The following is a 23956-nucleotide window of genomic DNA, read 5'->3' as shown; positions in this document are numbered from 1 at the left end:
TAATTGGTTTCGGCTGCGCGTATCCGTGTGATCCTTCGTCGCGTGCCGATCCTGATTCTGGCTATTGCCGTCCTGGCCGTCGGCACTGCCGCCGTCTTTCACACGCCGGCCGTGGCGCAGGAAGAACAAAGGCGTGGCTGGTCGCTGCGCGACTTGTTGTTTCTGCGCCGAAGCGAGCGGGTGGAACCGCCGCGACTGATTGAGCCGCGACGGATTCAGAGGATCGGGCCACGGAAGCCAAAAGTCAGAAAGTCGCGTGCCGCGCCGCGCCGGCCGGCTGAGCCGGCAGCCCCCATTGTCGAGAAGGCGCCGGATGCCCGCACCGTTCTGGTGGTCGGCGATTTCATGGCGACCGGCCTCGCCGAGGGTCTTGACACCGCCTTTGCCGAAAACAACAAGGTCAGGATCGTCGTTCGCAGCAATGGTTCGTCCGGTTTCGTGCGTGACGATTTCTACAACTGGCCCGAACAGATCAAGTCGCTGATCGAGACCGAAAAGCCCGCGGCCGTGATCGTCATGCTGGGTTCCAACGATCGGCAGCAGATGCGCGTGAACGGTGAACGCGAACAGCCACGGACCGAAGCGTGGACCAAGGAATACGAACGCCGTACCGAAGCGTTCGGCAGGGCCATCGCATCGGCCAAGGTGCCGTATCTGTGGGTCGGCATGCCGGCCTTCAAGGCGCCGAAGATGACCTCCGACATGCTGGCTTTCAACGACATCTACCGCTCGACGGCCGAAAGCCATGGCGGCGAATTCGTCGACATCTGGGACGGTTTCGTCGACGAGGAAGGCGCCTTTGTCACCAGCGGGCCTGATATCAACGGCCAGCCGGTGCGCCTGCGCACCGACGACGGCATCCGTGTGTCGAAAGCCGGCAAACGCAAGCTCGCCTTCTATGCTGAAAAACCCTTGATGAAGATCCTTGGAATGACCGCGCCCCCGGGCACACTGGCAGCTTATGCGCCAGCCGGCGCTCCGGTCGAGGCGCCGGCGCCGACACCCATGGCCGTCGATCGCACCGTGCCGATGCTGCTCAGCGATCCGGCACTCGACGGCGGTACGGAACTTCTCGGCGCCGCAGCGCCGGCAAAGGCGGACGGGCTTGGCGAAAAACTCTTCGTCGAGGGCAAGGTATCAGCTGCTTCGCCCGGCCGCGCCGACGATTTTTCCTGGCCGCCAAGGAAGCGGCCTGCGGCGGCGGCCGTGCCCGAAACGACCACGGCGATCACTCCCTAACGCGCGTCGCTGTGGCCGGCCCCATGCGACGCGCTTCAGGTTGTTTTTTAAGCATGTCGTTATCGCAAACCGCTGCACACTTTTGCGCGACATGCATTAAACCTGCTCCGGGCACCGGAAGCGCAGAAAACGCCCTCAGATGGCCGCGGGAGTAGCGTTTCCAAACGGTCTCAGCGCGGCAGCACGCTCGATCCCATCAGCGCCTCGTCGATCGAACGCGCTGCCTGACGGCCCTCGCGGATCGCCCAGACGACCAGCGATTGACCGCGGCGCACATCGCCCGCCGCATAGAGCTTTTCGACGCTGGTCTTGTAGTCGCGATCATTGGCCTCGACGTTGTTCGAGCGGCGGCTGTCGATGGCGATCTTCATCTGGCCAGCCAGTTCCGACACCGGCCCGACGGCGGCCGGCCCGGCAAAGCCGATAGCGATGAAGGCGAGATCCGCACGGATGACGAATTCCGTGCCGGCGATCGGCTTGCGCTTTTCATCGACCTCGCAGCATTTGACGCCGGTCAACGCGCCGTCCTCGCCGATGAATTCGAGCGTCGCCACCTGGAACTCGCGCTCGGCGCCTTCCGCCTGCGAGGACGAGGTGCGCATCTTCGTCGCCCAGTAGGGCCAGACCGAAAGCTTGTCCTCCTTTTCCGGCGGCTGCGGCCGGATGTCGAGCTGGGTGACACGCACGGCGCCCTGGCGGAAGGCAGTGCCGACGCAGTCGGACGCGGTGTCGCCGCCGCCGACGACGACGACATGCTGGCCGCCGGCGACGATCGGCGGCGAGGGCCACGCCACCGACTGGATCGGCTCGCCGCCGATGCGCTTGTTCTGCTGCACCAGGTAAGGCATCGCGTCATGCACGCCGTCGAGATCGTCGCCGGGAATGTTGGCCGGGCGCGGCGTTTCCGAACCGCCGCAATAGAGCACCGCATCATATTCTGCGAGCAGCTCCGCCACCGGCTTGTCGACGCCGACATTGATCCCGCAATGAAAACTCACGCCCTCGCCTTGCATCTGCTCGATGCGCCGGTCGATATAGTGCTTCTCGATTTTGAAGTCGGGGATGCCGTAGCGCATCAGCCCGCCCGGCCGGCTCTCGCGCTCGTAGACGTGAACGTCGTGGCCGGCGCGGCCAAGCTGCTGGGCGGCCGCCATGCCGGCCGGCCCCGAGCCAATGATTGCGACGCGCCTGCCGGTCTTCCTTTCCGGCGGATAGGGCCGGATATGACCGGTTTCATAGGCCTTGTCGGCGATCGCCTGCTCGATCGTCTTGATGGCGACCGGAATGTCCTCGAGGTTCAGCGTGCAGGCTTCCTCGCAAGGTGCCGGACAGATGCGGCCGGTGAATTCCGGGAAGTTATTGGTCGAATGCAGGTTGCGGATCGCATTGTCCCAGTCGCCATTGTAGACGAGATCGTTCCAGTCCGGGATCTGGTTGTGGACCGGGCAGCCGGTCGGCCCGTGACAGTACGGAATGCCGCAATCCATGCAGCGCGCGGCCTGTTTCTCGACCTCCTTGTCCGACATCGGCAGCGTGAACTCGCGAAAATGCCGGATGCGGTCGGAAGCCGGCTGGTACTTGTGCACCTGCCGGTCGATCTCGAGAAACCCTGTTACCTTGCCCATAGTCCAGTCCCTGCTGTCCAGATGGCGCGCTCGACGACGCACCCGTTAACCTCATAAGGCAGCCATGGCAACCTTCAGTCCGAGGCCAGGATCGTTGATGAAGGCATCGACCGGGAAGCTTTGCTTCCCGGCAATCCCAATACCTATTCCGCCGCAACGCCCATGCGCATGCGTTCCATTTCGATCAGCGCGCGGCGGTATTCGACCGGCATGATCTTCCGGAATTTCGGCCGGAAAGTCGCCCAGTTGTCGAGGATCTCGCGGCCGCGCACCGAACCCGTGTAATGGACGTGGTTCGAGATCAGCTGATAGAGCCGCTCCTCATCATGGCTGGTCATGTCGCCGGACACGTCGACGCGGCCTTTGTGATCGAGGTCGCCGCCATGATGGAGCAGTTTCTCCATCAGGTCGTCTTCTTCGGGAACGGGTTCCAGTTCGACCATCGCCATGTTGCAGCGCTCGGCGAAATCACCCACCTCGTCGAGCACATAGGCGACGCCGCCCGACATGCCGGCGGCAAAGTTGCGGCCGGTCTGCCCGATGACGACGACAATGCCGCCGGTCATGTACTCGCAGCCATGGTCGCCAACACCTTCGACGACGGCGGCGACGCCCGAATTGCGAACCGCAAAACGCTCGCCGGCGACGCCGCAGAAATAGGCCTCGCCCTCGGTCGCGCCGTAAAGCACCGTGTTGCCGACGATGATCGAATCCGCGGCGACGATCTTCGTGTTCTCAGGCGGGCGGATGACGATGCGTCCGCCCGACAGGCCCTTGCCGACGTAGTCGTTGGCCGCACCGACCAGCTCGAACGAAACCCCACGCGCCAGGAAGGCGCCGAAGGACTGGCCGGCGGTGCCGTTGAGCTTGACCGAGATCGTGTCCTCGCGCAGGCCCTTGTGCCTGAAGCGCTTTGCCACTTCGCCCGACAGCATGGCGCCGGTCGAACGGTCGACATTGCGGATCGGCAGCTCGATGCTGACCGGCTGCCTGGCTTCGAGCGCCGGCTTGGCCAACTCGATCAGCTTGCGGTCGAGCACGTCGTCGATCGGATGCTTCTGCCGCTCGGTCCAGTGCACCGCCTCATGCGGCGCATCCGGCTTGAAGAACATCTTGCTGAAATCGAGCCCGCGCGCCTTCCAGTGCTGGATCAGCGCCCGCTTCTCCAGGAGTTCGGTGTCGCCGATGATCTGGTCGAGATGGGTGTAGCCCATCTCGGCGAGCAGCGCCCGGACCTCTTCCGCCACATAGAAGAAGAAGTTGATGACGTGTTCCGGCGTGCCCTTGAAGCGCTTGCGCAACACCGGATCCTGCGTCGCGACGCCGACCGGGCAGGTGTTGAGATGGCACTTGCGCATCATGATGCAGCCGGCCGCGATCAGCGGTGCGGTCGAGAAGCCGAATTCGTCGGCGCCAAGCAGCGCGCCGATGACGACGTCGCGGCCGGTGCGCAGGCCGCCATCGACCTGCAGCGCGACGCGCGACCTGAGGCCGTTGAGCACCAGCGTCTGGTGCGTCTCGGCAAGGCCCATTTCCCACGGGCTGCCGGCGTGCTTGAGCGAGGTCAGCGGCGATGCGCCGGTGCCGCCGTCATAGCCGGAAATGGTGATGTGATCGGCGCGCGCCTTGGCGACGCCGGCCGCAACCGTGCCGACACCGACTTCCGAGACCAGCTTGACCGAGACATCAGCCGCCGGGTTGACGTTCTTGAGGTCGTAGATGAGCTGCGCCAGATCCTCGATCGAGTAGATGTCGTGATGCGGCGGCGGCGAGATCAGGCCGACGCCGGGCGTCGAATGCCTGACCTTGGCAATGGTGGCATCGACCTTGTGGCCGGGCAGCTGCCCGCCCTCGCCGGGCTTCGCGCCTTGCGCGACCTTGATCTGCATCACATCGGAGTTCACTAGATACTCCGCCGTGACGCCAAAACGCCCGGAAGCGACCTGCTTGATCGCCGAACGCTCGGGGTTCTTGCCGCCGTCCGGCAGCGGCAGGTAACGGTCGGCCTCTTCGCCGCCCTCGCCGGTGTTCGACTTGCCGCCGATCGTGTTCATGGCGCGCGCCAGCGTGGTGTGCGCTTCCCTGGAGATCGAGCCGAAGGACATCGCTCCGGTCGAGAACCGCTTGACGATATCGGCCGCCGACATGACCTCGTCGAGCGCGACCTTCTTGCGCCCGGTTTCTTCGGCCAGCCTGATCTTGAACAGGCCGCGAATGCTCTGCGCCCGCGCCGTCTCGCTGTCGATCTGAGCGGAATAGTCCTTGAACGTCTGCCACGATCCCTGGCGCACGGCGTGCTGCAGGGTGGCCACCGCATCGGGCGACCAGATATGCGCTTCGCCGCGCATGCGGAACATGTATTCGCCGCCGACCTCGAGGCTGTTGCGCAGCACCGGGTCGTTGCCGAAGCCGTCGGCGTGGCGGCTGACCGTTTCGGCCGCGATCTCTTCCAGCCCGACGCCTTCGATCAGCGTCGCGGTGCCGGTAAAATATTTTTGCACGAAATCGGTCTTCAGCCCGATGGCGTCGAAGATCTGCGCGCCGCAATAGGACTGGTAGGTCGAGATGCCCATCTTCGACATCACCTTGAGAATGCCCTTGCCGATCGACTTGATGTAGCGGGAGACGACCTCATTGGCGTCGACTTCGGCCGGCAGCTCGCCGCGCTTATGCATGTCGAGCAGCGTGTCGAAGGCGAGATAGGGATTGATCGCCTCGGCGCCATAGCCCGCAAGGCAGCAGAAATGATGCACCTCGCGCGGTTCGCCGGACTCGACCACCAGCCCCACCGACGTGCGCAATCCCTTGCGGATCAAATGATGGTGGACCGCCGCCGTCGCCAGCAATGCCGGGATGGCGATGCGGTCCGGCCCGAGCTGACGGTCGGACAGGATGATGATGTTGTAGCCGCCGGCGACCGCCGCCTCGGCGCGCTCGCACAGCCGGTCTATGGCGCCCTGCATGCCGGCCGCGCCTTCGTTCGAAGCATAGGTGATGTCGATCGTCTTGGTGTCGAAACGGTCCTCGGTGTGACCGATGGAGCGGATCTTCTCAAGATCGCCATTGGTCAGGATCGGCTGGCGCACTTCGAGCCGCTTGCGACGCGAATTGCCGACGAGGTCGAAGATGTTAGGCCTTGGCCCGATGAACGACACCAGGCTCATCACCAGTTCCTCGCGGATCGGGTCGATCGGCGGGTTGGTGACCTGGGCGAAGTTCTGCTTGAAATAGGTGTAGAGCAGCTTGGATCTGTCCGACATCGCCGAAATCGGCGTGTCGGTGCCCATCGAGCCGACCGCTTCCTGGCCGGTGGTCGCCATCGGCGACATCAACAGCTTGGTGTCTTCCTGGGTAAAGCCGAACGCCTGCTGGCGATCGAGCAGGCTGACGTCCCTGCGCAGCGCCCGCGGCTCGACCGGCTTCAGGTCTTCGAGGATGAGCTGGGTGTTGGCGAGCCAGCTCTTGTAGGGATGCCTGGTCGCGATCTCCGACTTGATCTCCTCGTCGGAAACGATGCGGCCCTTCTCCAGGTCGATCAAAAGCATGCGGCCGGGCTGCAGCCGCCACTTCTTGACGATCCTTTCCTCCGGCACCGGCAGCACGCCGGCTTCCGAGGCCATGATGACGCGATCGTCGTCGGTGACGATATAGCGCGCCGGGCGCAGCCCGTTGCGGTCGAGCGTGGCGCCGATCTGGCGGCCGTCGGTGAAGGCCACCGCCGCCGGCCCGTCCCACGGCTCCATCAGGGCGGCGTGGTATTCATAAAAGGCCTTGCGATCTTGATCCATCAGCTTGTTGCCGGCCCAGGCCTCAGGGATCAGCATCATCATTGCGTGAGCGAGCGAGTAGCCGCCCTGCGTCAGGAATTCGAGCGCATTGTCGAAACAGGCGGTGTCCGACTGCCCCTCATAGGAGATCGGCCACAGCTTGGAGATGTCGTTGCCGAACAGTTCGGAATCGACCGAGGCCTGCCGCGCCGCCATCCAGTTGACGTTGCCGCGCAGCGTGTTGATCTCGCCATTGTGGGCGACCATGCGATAGGGATGCGCCAGCTTCCACGACGGGAAGGTGTTGGTCGAGAAACGCTGGTGGACGAGGATCAGCGCCGTCTCGAAACGCGGATCGGTCAGATCCTTGTAGTAGGCGCCGACCTGATAGGCCAGGAACATGCCCTTGTAGACGATGGTCCGCGATGACATCGACACGACGTAAAAACCATTGTCGACGCCCTTGGTCTCTTCATGGATACGACCGGAAATCACCTTGCGCAGGATGTAGAGCCGCCGCTCATAATCGTCGTCGCTCTCGATCTCGGCGCCACGGCCGAGGAACACCTGCCGCTGGACCGGTTCGGAAGCAGCGATATCAGGCGCCTTTGACAGCGATGAATTGTCGACCGGCACGTCGCGATAGCCGAGTAGCGGCTGGCCTTCGAGCTGCGCGACCTCGGCGATGATGCCTTCGATATGCGCCTGAAGCTCAGGATCGCGCGGCATGAACACATGGCCGACGGCGTAATGGCCAGGCTTGGGCAGTTCGACGCCCTGGCTGGCCATCTCCTCGCGGAAGAAGCGGTCGGGAAGCTGCACCAGCACGCCGGCGCCGTCGCCCATCAGTGGGTCGGCGCCGACGGCGCCGCGATGCGTCAGATTTTCGAGCACCGCCAGGCCGTCCGTGACGATCTGATGCGACTTGACGCCCTTCATATTGACGATGAAGCCGACGCCGCAGGCATCGTGCTCGTTGCGCGGATCGTAAAGGCCGTGGGCGGCGAACCCGGTAGGGGTCCGCCCGATCTTGGTCAGGCCAGTGGCGATGGACGGATTTTTGACGGCTGGCGCTTTCGTCTGCGCGGCCGGGCCGTTCGTCGCAGATGGCGTCACTTCCGTCATCGTCCTGTCCTCCATCCCCAGCCCTTAGGGCGCTGGTTTCCGTTGGGAAGCGCATGAGCTTCCCTCTCATCCTTGCGGCACGTCTTGCGAAAATCCTTGCAGAACCAGGCGGCCTGGTTCGCATCCGGCAATCGTACAGGCCAGAGCCAGGCTGTCTACCTGTCGCTCGCGGCAACGGCCGGAGAGGCCCAATGATACGCCAATCCAGCCTGTTTTGTGCGACAAAATAAGACAGCACTACTGTCCTAAATTTTTATGACAGAAATTGCGGATGCGCACAAGACCGATTCACAACAATTGTGAGCATCCAGAGATAGAAAATTACGCGCCACCCCGTCAAAACGCAACCTTCAGTCGTCCGCCTTAATGCATGTCGCGCAAAAGTGTGCAGCGGTTTTGCGATAACGACATGCATGAAAACAAAAACCTAAAGCGCGTCGCATGAGGCCGGCCGAACGCGACGCGCTTTAGGTCCGGCCTCTCGCTGGCTTTACCGCTTTTCCGGCGCTTGGCACTTGCGAGCGGCATGCGAAAGCGGCCAAGGTCGCCTTGATTTTCCCCAGCACAGGCAAACGCATGAATTTCGCTTCCGACAATTGGGCAGGCGCCCATCCCAGCATCGCCGCGGGCCTGTCGGCCCATGCCGGCGGCTTTTCCACCGCCTATGGCGACGGCGCCCTCGACGAGGCCGCATACCAGCGCTTCAACGAAATCTTCGAGCGCGAGGTCGCGGTGTTTTTCGTGGCCACCGGCACCGCCGCCAATTCCCTGTCGCTGACCGCCTACAACAAATCGGGCGGCATTTCCTTCTGCCATCGAGAGTCGCATGTCATCGAGGATGAATGCGGCGCCCCGGAATACTTTACCGGCGGCTCACGGCTCCATGCCGTCGACGGTGCGCTGGGCAAGATCGATCCGAACGACCTGGACAGGGCGGTCGGCCGGTTCGCGGCTGAAATCGTCCATTCCGGGCGCCCGATGGCGGTGTCGATCACCCAGTCGACCGAGGTCGGCACCATCTACACACTGAACGAAATTGCCAGGATTTCGGCGATCGCCAAGCATCACAAACTGCCGCTGCACATGGATGGTGCCCGCTTCGCCAATGCGCTGGTCGCGCTCGAGACAACACCGGCGCAGATGACCTGGAAGGGCGGCGTCGACATCCTCTCTTTCGGCGCCACCAAGAACGGCTGCTGGTGCGCCGAGGCTATCGTGCTGTTCGACCTCGACCGCGCCAGGGAACTGGCCTTCCTGCGCAAGCGCGCGGCGCAATTGTTCTCGAAATCGCGCTTCATCGCAGCGCAGTTCGAAGCCTATTTCAAGGACGACCTGTGGCTCGACACGGCGCGGCATGCCAACGCCATGGCAGCACGCCTCGCAGCACTGATCGAGGATTCCGCGTCGGCGCGTCTGGCCTGGCTGCCGCAAGCCAACGAAGTGTTCGCGGTGATGAAAAAGGCCAAGGCGGAACGGGTGCTTTTGGCCGGTGCCGCCTTCTACGACTGGCACAAGCCGCACGACTTTGCTGGCCATATCGGCGAGGACGAAGCGCTCTATCGTTTCGTCACCAGCTTTGCGACCACGGCCGAAGAGGTCAACCGCTTTGGCGAGCTAATTGCTGGATAGCGGCACCTATCCATAAAAAAGGGCGGCGCCAGGCGCCGCCCTCGTCTGTTAGGTCGTCTTTGTGACGCAGCTTACGCGGCGGTCTTGGCCTCGATCTGCTTGGCCTTCGCCGAAGACGCGGAGATCGCGATCTTGCGCGGCTTCAGCTCCTCGGGAATATTGCGCTTGAGGTCGACGAAGAGCAGGCCGTTCTTCAGCGAGGCGCCGACGACGTCAACATGGTCGGCAAGCTGGAAGCGGCGCTCAAAGGCCCGGCTGGCGATACCGCGATAGAGCAGTTCGGAGCCTTCGCCATTGCCCTCCTTGCGCTCACCCTTGACTGTCAGAACGTTGCGGTGAGCCTCGATCGAGAGCTCATCGTCCGAGAAGCCGGCGACCGCCATCGAGATGCGATAGGAATCCTCACCGGTGCGCTCGATGTTGTAGGGCGGATAGGTCTGTGCACCTTCGGGCTGCGCAAGCGAATCGAGCATGGTGAATAGCCGGTCGAAACCGACGGTCGAACGATAAAGCGGGGAAAAATCAACGTGACGCATAGTGTGTTCTCCTGTTGAGCAACAAACGTGTGGCCGGTGCGAAACCCGTGACGGCGTTCCGGATGGGCCAGCGGCCCCGACATTGGCGGCCGCAACAGACATTTGGGGAGCACGAGAAGGCATTTCAAGATTCTGCCGCCTCGGTGAACGGCAGATGAACCGCGACTTCGGCGGACGTTCAGCTAAGTCGCGCTAGACTGCTTCCAGGATCAAGGAACAGGCGGCGGTTACGGCGTCGCGCGTCCTCTCGGACATGCAAAAGGAAGCTGTAACACTTTGATTGCGCATGATTCACGGCGAAATCGGCTGCGGTTTTCGCGGTTATGCGCGAGATGCCGCAACGGGGCCGACCGGGTGTAACGTCCCTTCCTCCCGGATCGACGGGGGGCCGGAAGCATGCCGCAAGCTGCTTTCGGCCTCACTCGCCGGCTGGCTCGTTCAGCCTTTCCAACGCGTCCGGAATTCCTTTGCTTTTGCTGCCCTTTGCTTTTGCTGCATGGGGCGTCTATGCCTACCACAGCTTGCGCCATGCAGGCAGCGACACATAAAACGCAGCGCCGAATGACGGACCTCCTCGACAAAATTCCCCTCTTCCGCGAAATTCCGGGCAATCCGCTGCCGGAAAATGCGGCCGGTGGTTTCTTCACCACGCGCGACGGCAAGAAGATCCGTTATGGCCTCTTTGCCGCCGTTGCCCGCCCGATGAAGGGCACCGTGGTCCTCTTGACCGGCCGCAACGAGTGCATCGAAAAATATTTCGAGACCATCCGCAACCTCGCCGACCGCGGCTTTGGCGTCGCCACCTTTGACTGGCGCGGCCAGGGCGGTTCCGACCGGCTGATCAGCGATCGCGAGCGCGGCTATGTCCGCAGTTTCTTCGACTACACCGGCGACCTGGAACAGTTCTTCGAGGAGATCGTGTTGCCCGACTGCCGGGGGCCGTATTACATATTGGCCCATTCGGCCGGGGCGGTGATCACGCTGCTTGCCGGGCCGTCGATGGTGAACCGCGTACGGCGCATGGTGCTGATCGCGCCCTTCCTGGCGGTGCCCGACCTGCCGGTCTCGACAGCCACCGTTCGCCGCCTCTGCTCGCTGTTCTGTCTGCTGGGCCTTGGCAAGCTTTACGCCGCCTGGGGTCCGCGGCCCAGAAAAACCATACCCTTTGCCGTCAACAAGGTGACATCGGATCCCGAGCGGTATCGGCGCAACACGCTGCTCTACGAAACCTACCCGCAGCTGGCGCTCGGCGGCCCGACGATCCGCTGGCTGAAAGCGGCGGCGCAGGCCTCCGAGGTCATCAGCGATCCCGACTTCATGGCCAGGATCCGGGTTCCCTTGCTGGTGGTCGCCGCCGGCGCCGACCAGGTCGTCTCGACTAAAGCGGTGGAAACCTACACCAGACGCCTGCGTCTCGGTTCACTGCTGATGATCGATGGTGCACGCCATGAAATATTGCAGGAAGCCGACTTCTATCGCGAGCAGTTCTTTGCCGCCTTCGATGCCTTCATTCCGGGAAGCGATGACAACTCCTGATTGAGTGCCGTGCTCCTCCGGACGCGCAAAAGACCGCTCCAAATCATTGAAATCCATGACTTGGCTTGAAAGAATGACTTGGCTTGAACAAATGCCTGCCAGGTCGATCGTCGGCTACACTTGCCGGGTGAAATCCATGATCCAGTTGGTCTCCCAGGTCTTGCCGCCATCCGCTGAAAAAGCCTGCTCCCAGCGCGCCGATTTTTCAGTGATCCGCGACCACAGGAAGCGAACCTGGATAGCGCGTCCGTCAAAAACGTCTTCACATAGGAACGTGCCGACGCCTGCTTGGAAGGCGCCGCGCATCGGAATATCGATGGTCGCCGGATTGCGGCCGTCGATCCACCAGATCGACCATTGTCTCGTCGCCGGATCGAAGGTCCGCAGTGTGGCGGCGCGATAGGCGCCGCCGGGCAATTCAATCACATTGTCGTCGACATTGCCGAGCCCGCCAAGGATCGGGCGCACCTCGCATGTCCCGCCAAACACGTCCCAGTTCGTGTCGCCTTGCAGGCGCTCCTGCAACCTTCGATGGCTGACGTTCCAGCGGCCGAAGAAGAAATCGAAATCGGCCCGCCCATCTCCCAGGGCATTTTCTGCCGGCGCATTTTCTACTGGAGCATCTTCGGAACGGCTGGTTGTTGATTGCGTCGGCATGAGACTCCCTCCCGTGGCATTGTCTCCATAGCCGAGAGCTGCTGACACCCTGCCGTCAGGAGCATTGGGTTGTCGTCGCCGTGAGCCCCTCAGTCCGCAATGGTCAGCTGCCCACCCTGTTCAGCCACGCAACGCCGCCATCGCGGCAGCATGAAGCTCCGGCGTCGCCGCAGCCAGGATGTCGCCGCCCCTTTCCGCCGGTCCGCCCTCGAAGGTGGTGACGACGCCGCCTGCCTTCTCGATGATCGGGATCAGCGCGACGATATCGTAGGGTTTCAGACCGGGGTCGGCGACGATGTCGACGCTTCCCGCCGCGACCATGGCGAAGGCATAGCAGTCGGTGCCGTAGCGGGCGAGCTGGACCTGCCGCTCGAACACGTCGTAGCGCAGGCGCGCGTCTCCCTTGAACAGTGCCGGCGTGGTGGTGAACAGCGTCGCCTCGGCGAGGCTAGTCGTCTTGCGTGTCGTCAGCCGTCGCGGTCCGCCCGGGCCTTCATAATGGGCGCCGGACGCGTTGGCGTAGAAAAGCTCGCCGGTGAAGGGCTGCGACATCATGCCGGCAACGGCATCGCCGTCGACAGTCAGCCCGACCAACGTTCCCCACACCGGCAGGCCGGAAATGAAGGCGCGGGTGCCGTCGATCGGATCGATCACCCAGACATGCCTGCTGGACATGTTCTCGCTGCCATGCTCCTCGCCGAGAATGCCGTGATCGGGATATTCCGCTGATATGAGCGCGCGGATAACCCGCTCAGCCTCGCGGTCGGCCTCGGTGACCGGGTCGAAGCTGCCTTGCTCCTTGTTGGCGACTGCGCCCTGGCTGCGGAAGCGCGGCAAGGTTTCGGCTGCGGCGGCATCCGCAATGCGCCGCATGAAATCGATGCTGATGTCCAACTGATTCTCCCGCGTAATGCATGTCGCGCAAAAGTGTGCAGCGGTTTTGCGATAACGACGTGCATAAAACAACAACCTAAAGCGCGTCGTCCGGTCAAACGCGACCCGCTTTAGCGTGCTGGAACCATCGCTTGCCTGTGGATTTCCGCCAAAACAAGGGCGTGCGGGACTTTTGCGCATCGACAACTGTTGCTCGAATGCAACGCTGACGCCCTCGAAACGCAGTTTCCACATCATAGTGAATTAAAAACGCCGCACGGCGGCTTGACATTTGTGCATCGCACAATAGATTTGTTCTCGGACAGGTTCTCCTGTCCATGCCCTCCTTGGGCGTTTCCTCCCTAGACTTCGACCGTGTCGTGCAAACGATGCGGTCTTTTTTTCGGCGCGGCACTCAGCCGATTGCGCGTCCCCGACCCGCACCCCGACGCCTTCATCTGGCGCAAGATCTCATATCCGGCGCAAAACCTCATTTTCGATTTTCGGCATCATTCGGCGGCGAGCGGCAGATCGATAAAATTGTGGTCGGGCATCGCCATCAGGTCGGCCGAGAATTGCGCCAGATCGTCGGCGAGCGCATCGAAGCCGGCGGATTTCTGGAACGTCCGCTCGTTCATGTAAAGCCCGCGATTGACCTCGATCTGCAGTGCATGGAGGTGGCGCACCGGGCGGCCATAATGCTCGGTGATAAAGCCTCCGGCATAAGGCTTGTTATGGGCGACGGTATAGCCCATGCCGATAAGCAGGCCGATCGCCGTCTCGGTCAACGCTGCCGCAGCGGAGATGCCGAAACGGTCGCCGACGATGAAGTCGGGCCTGACACCGCTGTCGCCGACCCTGATGCTCGCCGGCATCGAGTGGCAATCGATCAGCACGGCAAAGCCGAACCGCGCATGGGTCCTGGTCAAAAGCCGTTTCAGCGTCTCGTGATAAGGTTTGTAGACGGCCTCGATGCGCCCGACGGCTTCCGCCAGCGGCAAGCGGCCGGCATAGATTTCGAGCCCCTCTCCCACCAGCTTGGGCACGGTGCCAAGCCCGCCGGCGACGCGCGCCGAGCGGATGTTGCAGAACGACGGCACGGGTTCGGCGAACATGCGCGGATCGAGTTCCCACGGCTCCCGGTTGACGTCGAGATAGGCGCGCGGGAAGTTTGCCGCCAGCATCGGCGCGCCGAGCGCGACGGCGCCGCCGAACAATTCGTCGACATAGCAATCTTCGGAGCGGCGGATGGCGTTTCGGTCCAGCCTTGCCATCGCCAGGAACCGGTCCGGATAGTGACGGCCGCTATGCGGTGAGTTGAAGAGGAAGGGGACGCGCTGTTCGGCGCCCGACCGGATTTCGAAGGGGGGAACGACCGAAAAATCCTCGGCTGCCGTTTTCAATTTGAACGAATCCGGAAACACCAATGCATCATGGTTGGAAAGGTGCCACCTCGCCGGCCGCATGTCCAGCGTTTCGGCGTCCGGACCGCTTTGTTAAGGCCGGTCGGGCCTTTATCGTTCACTTGATGTTTACCCTCGCCTCCTCATATACAGGATGGTTAACGGGCTGCCGCACGGCAGTCTCGGGCGGGTGATTCGGACGGGATAAGATGGCACGCATTCTGCTGGCGGAAGACGACGACGACATGCGCCGGTTCCTCGTCAAGGCGCTGGAGCGTGCCGGCTACCAGGTCAGCGATTTCGACAATGGCGCCAGCGCCTATGAGCGGCTGCGCGAAGAGCCTTTCTCGCTGCTCTTGACCGACATCGTGATGCCGGAGATGGACGGCATAGAACTCGCTAGACGCGCCACCGAGATCGATCCCGACCTCAAGGTCATGTTCATCACCGGCTTCGCCGCCGTTGCGCTCAATCCGGATTCCAAGGCGCCGAAAGACGCCAAGGTGCTGTCGAAGCCGTTCCATCTGCGCGACCTCGTCAACGAGGTCGAAAAGATGCTGCAGGCAGCCTGACACGTTTTCCGCCGCCGGCTTCCGGCGCGCCTTCGACGGTGCGGCAAGACGAAGCTTTCTTTCCCTTTTCCTGCTATTGACGCGCCGTGGCAAAAATGGTGTATGCGCGGCTTCGGATGGGCGTGTAGCTCAGCGGGAGAGCACTGCATTGACATTGCAGGGGTCACAGGTTCAATCCCTGTCACGCCCACCATCCAGACAATCCGCCGTCTCTCGTACCCGCAGATTTACGGGTGCGTCCAGGCTGGACCGCGTGAATGCCGTATTTTTGAGAATGCCAAGCTGGGCCCCAGCCAAGCTTCTCAATTCAAGTCGGCTGAGAATATCTTTTCGGCTACATCGACGATATGAAATCTGGTGTCCGTTGGAGGCATCGCTCTTCCAGGTGCATCCGAAACGGCATTTAACATGTCGGCGAGCGGCTTTGCATTGGACACGGCCAACAGACGGCCGCCCAAGCCGTCATGTCTGGTGGCAGCAATCAGCGTCGATTGAGATCAGGCCGCACCGAGGCGGAGATCGCCCGTCTCGATATGCTGGAGAAACCAGGCATAGGTCTGCTCCAAGCCACTCTGAAGCGAGTACCGCGGGCGCCAACCCGTGGCAAACAGGCGCGACACGTCCATCAGCTTGCGCGGCGTGCCGTCCGGCTTCGTCGCATCGAATGTGAGCACCGCCTCGGCGCCGACGACGGAGAGCATGGTGCGGGCCAGTTCGGCAATGGTGATGTCTTCGCCCGAGCCGACATTGACGTGGCTGTCGCCGGCATAGTTTTTCAGCAGCCAGACCAGAGCGTCGGCGGCGTCGTCGACATGCAGGAACTCGCGCATCGGCGTGCCCGATCCCCAGACCTCCAGGGTTTTGTCGCCGGCGCGCTTGGCCTTGTGCGCCTTGCGCATCAGGGCTGGCACGACATGGCTGATGGAGAGGTCGAAATTGTCGCCGGGGCCATAGAGATTGGTCGGCATCGCCGAGATGTACTCGACACCGTATTGGCGCCGATAGGCCTGGCACAGTTTCAGCCCAGCGATCTTGGCGATCGCATACCATTCGTTGGTCGGTTCGAGCGGACCGGTCAGCAAGGCATCCTCGGAGATCGGCTGCGCCGCAAACTTCGGATAGATGCAGGACGAACCGAGAAACAGCAATTTCTGCACTTCGTTGCGGAAGGCGCTCTCGATGACATTGGTCTGCATGATGAGATTGTCCTGCAGAAAATCGACCGGCAACCTGTTGTTTGCCAGGATACCGCCGACCTTGGCCGCTGCCATCACCACCGCGTCCGGCCTGTGGCCAGCCATCCAGCGCCGCACGCCGGCCTGGTCCATCAGGTCGAGTTCATCGCGGGATGCGGTCAGGACCTCGCAGTCCTCGTCCGCCAGCCTGCGCAATATGGCCGAGCCGACCATGCCGCGATGCCCGGCCACGAAAACGCGCTTGCCCCTTAGGTCGAAATCCATTGGCGTATCCCTATGCAGAACGGCCGCTATGACCATCTTGCGTCGGCGTGCCGGATGGTCCTGCGTCGGACGCATAGCGCATACAGATTTGCCGAGACAAGGCAAATCGGAGATTCGGGCGAGCTCTTCTTGTGGTGGCGGTCAGACACCCGCCACGGCGCACAGGTTCTCCATTCTGGCGATGGCAAGCGCCGGGTCGACCAGCAATCCGGCTTGGTCGGCAAGGCGGAACACATCGGCATAGTGGCAAATGCCGCGTGCCGATTGCATGCCGCCGATCATCAAAAAATGGTCCTGGTGGCCGTTCAACCACGCCAGCAAGACGATACCGGCCTTGTAGTATTCGGTCGGCGCCTCGAAGATTTTCCGCGACAGAGGTACCGTCGGCGCCATCAGCGCGTCATAGCCTGAGCGGTCGCCAGCGGCCAGTTTCGCCAGCGCGGCATTGGCGACCGGCGCGATGGCGTCGAAAATCCCGAGCAGCGCATGCGAGTGTCTTTCGCCGTCGCCGGCGATCAGCTCGGGATAGTTGAAGTCGTCGCCGGTGAACATGACCACCCCTTCCGGCAGCCGGTTGCGCAGGGCAACCTCTTTGCCGGCATCGAGCAGCGATATCTTGATCCCCTCGACCTTGCCGGGGTGGCGTTCGATGATGGCGACGACCGTATCGAGCGCAGTGTCGAAATCATGGCTGCCCCAATAGTTCTTCAGCGCCGGATCGAACATGTCGCCCAGCCAGTGCAGGATGACCTTGCCGGAGGCTTGGCGAAGGATGCGGTCATAGACGCTGGCATAGTCTTCCGGACCCTTTGCTACCGCCGCCAGCGCGCGGCTGGCCATCATGATCGCCTTGCCGCCCAGACCTTCGATGAAATCGAACTGCTCCTCATAGGCCGCGACGACATCGTCAAGCGTCCTGGCGGCGCCTGGCGCCAGATGATCTGTTCCGGCACCTGAGGCGAGGTCGGCGCCCTCGACGGTTCGCGCCTCGGCGATCGAGCGGCGGATCAATTCCCTGGCGTTTGTCCAGTCGAAACCCATGCCGCGCTGCGCGGTATCCATCGCCTCGGCGATGCGGAAGCCGAGCCGCCACAGATGATGGCGGAACGCCATCGTGCGCTCCCAGTCGACCGCAGGATGAGACCACGGATCGGTCATCGCGAGGGGATCGGCAACGACATGGGCGGCGGCATAGGCGATGCGCGAAAACCGCGCGCCGATCACCGGCTGTGCCGGCTGGCCGACAAGGCGGTAGCGAGTGCTGCGACCGCCCTCCCCGGGCAAGGCAATGTCCATCGATCTCTCCCTTCGTCGCGCTATTAAATGGAACGTTCCAACAAATCAAGGACCTTTGTGGATTCTCGATCTATACCCCAGAATGCTGCATCGCAGCGAAGAAGGCCGTTCAACAGCGGCATTTAAGCGCGCCGATTGCCAGATTTTCGAATTCTGGAAAAATCCTGATTGACTCAAATCCAGCTCAGAATTAGAACGTTCCAATAAATTCGGCCGGAAAACACCGGAGGACGTATCTGAATGGCCAGCAGGCCCAAGGCGACGATACTCGACATTGCCCGTGAGGCGGGCGTGTCCAAGTCGACGGTGTCGCTGGTGCTGCAGGGCAGCGGGCTGATCCGACCTGAGACTGCGCTGAAGGTTCGCAAGGCGATCGAGGATGTCGGCTATGTCTACAACCGCGGCGCCGCCAATCTGCGCAAGGCCCATTCCAACGTCATCGGCATGGTCATCAACGACCTTACCAACCCGTTCTTCGCCGAAATGGCGGTCGGCATGGAGCGTGTGTTCCAGTCGGCGGGCATCGTGCCGTTCATCGCCAACACGGCGGAAAACCCGGTGCGCCAGGAAGAGGTGCTGAAATCGCTGATGGAGCAAGGTGTCGCCGGGCTGATCGTGTCGCCGGCGCGCGGCACGACTCCCGGTGCGTTCCGTCGCATCGAGATGGCGGGCCTTCCGATCGTCTTCACGATGCGCCGGCTTCCTGAAAGCCGCATCCCGGTGATAGCGCCCGACAATCATCGCGGCGCCTGGCTCGCCACCGCCCATCTGATCGGCAAAGGGCATCGCCGGCTGGCGTTCTTCGGCGGCTCATCGGATCTGGTGGTCTATCACGAGCGGCTGGGCGGTTTTCGCGAGGCCTGCGAGGGGCTCGGCATCGCCAAGCGCGATACACTGGTCGTCGAAGGCGAAACCAGCCGCAAGGGCGGCATTGCCTGCCTGGAGACGGCCCTCGCCATGGCCGAGCCGCCGAGCGCGGCGCTGTGCTTCAACGATGCGGTCGCCTTCGGAGTCATGCTGGCGCTGCGCAAGCGCGGCCTCGAGCCCGGCGCGGATTTCGCCATTGTCGGCTTCGACGACGTGATCGAAGCCCAGCACTACATGCCGGCGCTGACCAGTGTCGCAGTGGATTCGGCGGGCCTCGGCGAGCGCGCCGCCCATGTCATGCTGAAGATGATCCAGTCGCGCACCACGCGCGCCGAGGATCATATCGGCGCCGTCAACCTCGTCGTCAGGGACAGTTGCGGTCCTGATCGCCGTGCCGGAATGGGAGACGCGGCATGACCGTCAGATGGGGACTGATCGGCGCAAGCACGATCGCCAGGCAATTCATGATCAACGCCACCCGCGCTCAGGCCGACGGGGAAATCGCGGCGGTGATGAGTTCCAACCCGGAACGCGCTACGACCTATGCCAAGGAGAACGGCATTGCGCTCGCCGTCTCGACGCTCGATGCATTGCTCAGCTCCGACATCGACGCCGTCTACATCTCGACCACCAACGAATTGCATCTCGAACAGGCACTAGCCGCCATCACCGCGGGAAAACATGTGTTGTGCGAAAAGCCGCTGGCTCTGACCAGCGCCGATGCACGGAAGATGGTCGCCGCCGCCAAGGCGGCCGGCATCGTGCTCGGCACCAACCATCATCTGCGCAATGCCGGCTCGCACCGGGCGATGCGCGAAGCCATTGCCGACGGCCGCATCGGCAAGCCGATTGCTGCGCGCGTCTTCCACTCGGTCTATCTGCCCGAAAATCTGCAGGGCTGGCGCATAACCAGGCCGGAAGCCGGTGGCGGCGTGGTGCTCGATATCACCGTGCACGATGCCGACACGCTGCGCTTCGTGCTCGGCGACGATCCGCTCGAAGTTTCGGCGTTCACCCAGGCCGCAGGCATGGCCAGCGGCGGGCTGGAAGATGGCGCCATGTGCATCTGGCGCTTCAGATCGGGCATCATCGCCCAGTCGCATGAAGGCTTCACCACCAAATTCGCCGGCACCGGCTTCGAGGTGCATGGCAGCGAAGGCTCCCTGATCGCGAAAGATGTGATGACGCAGAAGCCGATCGGCTCTGTGCTGCTGCGCACGGCAAAGGGCGAGGAGGAATTGAGCTTCGACCGCGAAGATCTCTATGTCCGTTCCCTGCGCCAGTTCCATGCGGCGATCGGTGGCGAAGGCCAGCCGTCGGCCACCGGCGAGGACGGCGTCTGGTCGCTGACATCAGCCGAAGCCGCGTTGCAATCCGCGAAGTCCGGAAAATCGGTCGCGATCGATCCGAATCTCGGGGGCGTAGCGTGAGCAAACTCGTCTCCGCAGCGCAAGCCGCCAGCCTGATCATGGACGGCATGGTCGTTTCGGTGTCGTCGTCGAGCGGTCTCGGCTGCCCGGATGCGGTGCTCGCCGCGATCGGCGAGCGCTTCGACGCGGAAGGCCATCCGAAGAACATCACAACGCTGCACCCGATCGCCGCCGGCGACATGTACGGCATCAGGGGTATCGACCATCTGGCCAAGCCCGGCCTGTTGAAGCGCACGCTGTGCGGCTCCTATCCGTCCGGCCCTTCATCCTCTGAACCGCCGCAGATCTGGAAGATGATCGGTGACAATTCGGTCGCCGCCTACAACGTGCCCTCAGGCATCCTGTTCGACATGCATCGCGAGGCCGCTGCCAAGCGCCCCGGCGTGCTGACCAAGGTCGGCCTCGACACCTTCGCCGACCCGCGTCATCAGGGCTGCGCCATGAATGCGGCGGCCAGCGAGCCGATCGTTTCGGTGCAGCAGTTCGACGGCGAGGAATGGCTCTATTTCCGCTCGATCGTGCCTGATGTCTCCATCATCCGCGCCACCACCGCCGACGAGCGCGGCAACCTCACCTACGAGCACGAGGGCGCTTATCTCGGCGGGCTGGAGCAGGCGCTCGCCGCCCGCAACAATGGCGGCATCGTCATCGCGCAGGTCAAGCGCGTCGTCGAGAACGGCACGCTGAAGCCGCATGACGTGCGCGTGCCCGGTGTGCTGGTCGACCATATCGTGGCGGCGCCCGACCAGCTGCAGACGACGCTGACACCCTACGACCCGGCAATCTCGGGTGAGATCTTCCGGCCGCTGTCGACTTTCCGCAACGCCGAGATGAGCGTCCAGAAGGTCATCGCGCGCCGCGTCGCCATGGAGCTTGCCGACGGCATGGCCGTCAATATCGGTTTCGGCATCTCGGCCAACGTGCCGCGCATCCTTATCGAGGAAGGCCAGCACGGCAAGGTCACCTGGGTGATCGAACAGGGCGCGGTCGGCGGCGTGCCGCTGCTCGACTTCAAGTTCGGCTGCTCGTCGAACGCCGACGCGTTCATGCCTTCGCCACACCAGTTCATCTATTTCCAGGGCGGCGGTTTCGACGCCTCGCTGCTGTCCTTCCTGCAGATCGACCGCCATGGCTCGGTCAATGTGTCGAAGCTTTCGGCCAGACCGCATGTCACCGCCGGCGCCGGCGGTTTTGTCGACATCACCGCGCGGGCCAAGAAGATCGTCTTTTCCGGTTTCTTCAATGCCGGCGCCAAACTGTCGCTGGCCGATGGCGGCATCCGTATCGACGGGGAAGGCAAGGTCAAGAAGGTGGTCGGCGAGGTCGAGCACATCTCCTTCTCCGGCAAGCGCGCAGTCGCGCAAGGACAGGACATCACCTATGTCACCGAGCGCTGCGTCATGAAGCTGACGCCTGCAGGGCTGATGGTGACGGAGCTGGCACCCGGCATCAACCTCGAGCGCGACGTGCTGGCGCAGGCCGAGTTCCCGCTCGCCGTCGCTAACGACCTGAAGGTCACGCCGGACGTTCTCTATCGTGACCGGCCGATCGGACTGTCGCTCAATGGCCGCGCCTCGCTTGGAGGCGCGCATGGCTGAGCGTCTCGTCACCTTTGAAACCGACGGCGACCTCGGCATCGTCACGCTGCGCCGGCCGGAAAAATTCAACGCGCTCGACATCCCGATGCTGCGCGCGCTGGAAGCCGCGCTCGATACGGCGGAAGCTGCGGACAGCGTTCGTGTCGTGCTGCTGTGCGGCGAAGGGAAGGGCTTTTGCGCCGGCGGCGACGTCGGAGCCTGGTCGCAAATGAGCGCCGCCGATTTCCAGGTGCAATGGGTTCGCTACGGCCACCGCGTCTTCGATCGGCTGGCGCGGTTGCGGCAGCCGACGATCGCCGTTCTGTCCGGCCATGCACTGGGTGGCGGGCTGGAACTGGCGGTCGCCTGCGACTTCCGCGTCGCCGAGGCGCAGGTGAAATTAGGTTTTCCGGAAACCTCGATCGGCGTGGTGCCCGGCTGGTCCGGCACGCAGCGCGCGGTGCGCCGCTTCGGCGCCCAGACGGTGCGGCGCATGGCGCTTGGCGGAGAACTGTTCGTGGCTGCCGAAGCACTCGTTCTGGGCATCGTCGACCGGGTGGTCGAAACGGGCAACGCATTCACCGAGGCCAGGGCCTGGGCCTGCAAGATCGCCGAGCGCGGCCCGCTGGCAACCGAGGCCGCCAAGCTGATGATCGCGATCGCCGAGGGCGAGGACAGTGCTGCCGCGACAGAGGCGTTGGCCAGCGGCTTCATCGCGTTGACCGGCGACCTCAAGGCGGGCATCGACGCCTTCAAGACCAAGCAGAAACCAACGTTTTCAAGATCGTAGTTGCAAACGGAAGCCCACATGAACTTGCCCCTCGAGATCGCCATGCCCGCCGAGGCATCCGCGGCACCGAAGACCTACCGGCTGCTGATCGACGGCAAGTTCGTCGATGCCCGCGACGGCCGCACGCTGGAGCGCAACAGCCCCGGCCACGGCTTCACCGTTTCGCGCTATGCGCAAGCCGGCGCGGCGGAAGTCGGGGCGGCGGTACAGGCCGCGCACAAGGCTTTCGAGACTGGCCCCTGGCCGCGCATGAAGGCCGGCGAGCGCGCCGCGATCCTGCTCAAGGCGGCGGACCTGATCGAGGCGCGGCTCGAGGAGATTGCCCGGCTCGACGCGCTGGAATCCGGCAAGCCGATCGCCCAGGCGCGCGGCGAGATCGGCGGCGGCGTCGACATCTGGCGCTATGCCGCGGCGCTTGCCCGCACGCTCCATGGCGAGAGCTACGCCAATCTCGGCGACGCCATGCTGGGCGTTGTGCTGCGTGAACCGATCGGCGTCGTCTCGATCATCACGCCATGGAATTTTCCGTTCCTCATCGTCAGCCAGAAACTGCCGTTCGCGCTCGCCGCCGGCTGCACAGCAGTGGTCAAGCCGAGCGAGATGACCTCGGCCTCGACCTTCGTGCTCGGCGGCATCCTGATGCAGGCCGGCTTGCCGGACGGCGTCGTCAACATCCTCGCTGGACTGGGCGCCGATGTCGGTGCGCCGATGGTCAGCCATCCGCTGGTCGAGATGGTGTCGTTCACCGGCTCCACCCGGGTCGGCAAGATGACCATGGCGTCGGCTGCGAACGCGCTGAAGAAGGTCTCGATGGAGCTCGGCGGCAAGAACGGCCAGATCGTCTTTCCAGATGCCGACCTCGAAGCCGCCGCCGACGCGGCGGTGTTCGGCGGCTTCTTCAACGCCGGCGAATGCTGCAACGCCGGCAGCCGGCTGATCGTCCATGAGGCGATCGCCGACGACTTCCTCGGCGCAGTGAAGGCGCTCACCGCCAGGGTCACCGTCGGCGATCCGCTCGACAACAGCACCAAGGTCGGCGCGATGATCTCTTCCGAGCACCTTTCCAAGGTCACCGGCTACGTGGCGGCGGCGGCAAACGACGGCAGCAGCGTCTATAGCGGCGGCAAGCAGATCGCCTCCAGTGCCGGTCAGTATCTCGATCCGACCATCCTTCGCGGCGTCACCGAAGACATGGCCATTGCACGTGAGGAAGTGTTCGGCCCGGTGCTGTCGGTACTGACGTTTGGATCGATTGAAGAGGCGTTGCGCATCGCCAACAACACGCCCTATGGTCTATCGGCGGGTGTGTGGAGCGCCAGCATCGACACCTGCATGTCGGTGGCGCGGAGTGTGCGTTCGGGAACCGTTTGGGTGAACACGTTCATGGAAGGTTATCCCGAGCTGCCTTTCGGAGGCTACAAGCAATCCGGTCTCGGACGCGAACTCGGCAAGCGCGCCGTCGAGGATTATACCGAGGAAAAGACAATCCAGTTTCATCGCGGCCAGCGCACCGGATGGTGGGTCGGCTGAGCTGTGAAGAACCCGGCGGACAGCCGCCGGTCGTGTAGCTGCAA

The 23956-nt window shown here is 63.2% G+C and carries 18 protein-coding genes and 1 tRNA gene; 11 read left to right on the top strand and 8 right to left on the bottom strand.

Annotated elements, in window-relative coordinates; genetic code table 11:
• The first annotated feature begins 3 nt into the window (after positions 1-3).
• Positions 4-1239, top strand: coding sequence for an SGNH/GDSL hydrolase family protein (locus AC0L2Z_RS08330; protein ID WP_419694634.1), 1236 nt, complete (start codon positions 4-6; stop codon positions 1237-1239).
• 170 nt (positions 1240-1409) lie between these two features.
• Here AC0L2Z_RS08330 and AC0L2Z_RS08325 read toward each other — a convergent pair whose 3' ends face one another.
• Positions 1410-2864 carry a glutamate synthase subunit beta gene (locus tag AC0L2Z_RS08325; RefSeq protein WP_023798073.1) on the bottom strand — a complete coding sequence of 485 codons (1455 nt, stop codon included), beginning with the start codon at positions 2862-2864 and terminating at the stop codon, positions 1410-1412.
• 143 nt (positions 2865-3007) lie between these two features.
• Positions 3008-7756 (bottom strand): glutamate synthase large subunit, encoded by a 4749-nt coding sequence (gene gltB, locus AC0L2Z_RS08320; protein ID WP_473627491.1) that lies wholly within the window; start codon positions 7754-7756, stop codon positions 3008-3010.
• A gap of 576 nt (positions 7757-8332) precedes the next feature.
• Between gltB and AC0L2Z_RS08315 the strand changes: the two genes are divergently transcribed.
• Positions 8333-9385, top strand: a complete 1053-nt coding sequence (locus AC0L2Z_RS08315; RefSeq protein ID WP_473627489.1) for a threonine aldolase family protein — start codon at positions 8333-8335, stop codon at positions 9383-9385.
• A gap of 71 nt (positions 9386-9456) precedes the next feature.
• Here AC0L2Z_RS08315 and AC0L2Z_RS08310 read toward each other — a convergent pair whose 3' ends face one another.
• Complete coding sequence (locus AC0L2Z_RS08310; RefSeq protein ID WP_077380347.1) at positions 9457-9921, bottom strand: Hsp20 family protein; 465 nt, start codon at positions 9919-9921, stop codon at positions 9457-9459.
• A gap of 561 nt (positions 9922-10482) precedes the next feature.
• On the opposite strand from AC0L2Z_RS08310, the gene AC0L2Z_RS08305 reads away from it, so the two are divergent.
• Entirely contained in the window at positions 10483-11457 is a 975-nt protein-coding gene (locus AC0L2Z_RS08305; RefSeq protein ID WP_473627488.1) for an alpha/beta fold hydrolase, read from the top strand.
• A gap of 114 nt (positions 11458-11571) precedes the next feature.
• Here the strand turns inward: AC0L2Z_RS08305 and AC0L2Z_RS08300 are convergent, their stop codons facing one another.
• From AC0L2Z_RS08300 to AC0L2Z_RS08290, 3 genes are all read right to left on the bottom strand, one after another.
• Entirely contained in the window at positions 11572-12114 is a 543-nt protein-coding gene (locus AC0L2Z_RS08300; RefSeq protein WP_287175678.1) for a DUF1579 domain-containing protein, read from the bottom strand.
• 120 nt (positions 12115-12234) lie between these two features.
• Positions 12235-13008: a histidinol-phosphatase gene (hisN, locus tag AC0L2Z_RS08295; RefSeq protein ID WP_473627487.1), complete on the bottom strand. Its 774-nt coding sequence runs from the start codon at positions 13006-13008 to the stop codon at positions 12235-12237.
• A 488-nt stretch (positions 13009-13496) separates the two neighbouring features.
• Positions 13497-14453, bottom strand: a complete 957-nt coding sequence (locus tag AC0L2Z_RS08290; RefSeq protein ID WP_287175681.1) for an N-formylglutamate amidohydrolase — start codon at positions 14451-14453, stop codon at positions 13497-13499.
• A gap of 146 nt (positions 14454-14599) precedes the next feature.
• On the opposite strand from AC0L2Z_RS08290, the gene cpdR reads away from it, so the two are divergent.
• Positions 14600-14962 (top strand): cell cycle two-component system response regulator CpdR, encoded by a 363-nt coding sequence (gene cpdR / locus AC0L2Z_RS08285; protein WP_006199474.1) that lies wholly within the window; start codon positions 14600-14602, stop codon positions 14960-14962.
• 118 nt (positions 14963-15080) lie between these two features.
• A tRNA-Val gene (locus AC0L2Z_RS08280) sits at positions 15081-15155 on the top strand.
• A gap of 304 nt (positions 15156-15459) precedes the next feature.
• Here AC0L2Z_RS08280 and fcl read toward each other — a convergent pair.
• Positions 15460-16422, bottom strand: coding sequence for a GDP-L-fucose synthase (gene fcl, locus AC0L2Z_RS08275; RefSeq protein ID WP_473627486.1), 963 nt, complete (start codon positions 16420-16422; stop codon positions 15460-15462).
• Between the two features lie 141 nt (positions 16423-16563).
• Positions 16564-17718, bottom strand: coding sequence for a dihydrodipicolinate synthase family protein (locus AC0L2Z_RS08270; protein WP_473627484.1), 1155 nt, complete (start codon positions 17716-17718; stop codon positions 16564-16566).
• Between AC0L2Z_RS08270 and AC0L2Z_RS08265 the strand changes: the two genes are divergently transcribed.
• The 6 genes from AC0L2Z_RS08265 to AC0L2Z_RS08240 all read left to right on the top strand — a co-directional run bounded on the left by AC0L2Z_RS08265 (position 17711) and on the right by AC0L2Z_RS08240 (position 23912).
• On the top strand, positions 17711-17890 hold the full coding sequence (locus AC0L2Z_RS08265) for a hypothetical protein (protein WP_473627482.1): 180 nt from the start codon (positions 17711-17713) through the stop codon (positions 17888-17890). The two genes, AC0L2Z_RS08270 and AC0L2Z_RS08265, sit on opposite strands and share 8 nt — an antisense overlap.
• A gap of 68 nt (positions 17891-17958) precedes the next feature.
• Positions 17959-19002, top strand: coding sequence for a LacI family DNA-binding transcriptional regulator (locus tag AC0L2Z_RS08260; RefSeq protein WP_473627481.1), 1044 nt, complete (start codon positions 17959-17961; stop codon positions 19000-19002).
• Complete coding sequence (locus AC0L2Z_RS08255) at positions 18999-20015, top strand: Gfo/Idh/MocA family protein (RefSeq protein ID WP_473627479.1); 1017 nt, start codon at positions 18999-19001, stop codon at positions 20013-20015. Before AC0L2Z_RS08260 ends, AC0L2Z_RS08255 begins: the two co-directional genes overlap by 4 nt.
• Positions 20012-21613 carry an acyl CoA:acetate/3-ketoacid CoA transferase gene (locus tag AC0L2Z_RS08250; RefSeq protein WP_473627478.1) on the top strand — a complete coding sequence of 534 codons (1602 nt, stop codon included), beginning with the start codon at positions 20012-20014 and terminating at the stop codon, positions 21611-21613. The genes AC0L2Z_RS08255 and AC0L2Z_RS08250 overlap by 4 nt, the downstream gene beginning before the upstream one ends.
• On the top strand, positions 21606-22382 hold the full coding sequence (locus AC0L2Z_RS08245; RefSeq protein WP_473627477.1) for an enoyl-CoA hydratase/isomerase family protein: 777 nt from the start codon (positions 21606-21608) through the stop codon (positions 22380-22382). Before AC0L2Z_RS08250 ends, AC0L2Z_RS08245 begins: the two co-directional genes overlap by 8 nt.
• An 18-nt stretch (positions 22383-22400) precedes the next feature.
• The gene (locus tag AC0L2Z_RS08240) at positions 22401-23912 is read left to right on the top strand and encodes an aldehyde dehydrogenase family protein (protein ID WP_473627476.1); all 1512 of its coding nucleotides are present in this window, start codon (positions 22401-22403) and stop codon (positions 23910-23912) included.
• The last annotated feature ends 44 nt before the right edge of the window (positions 23913-23956 follow it).

It is taken from the genome of Mesorhizobium sp. WSM4850 (genome assembly GCF_055811735.1).
This window is presented reverse-complemented; position numbering and strand designations above follow the sequence as displayed.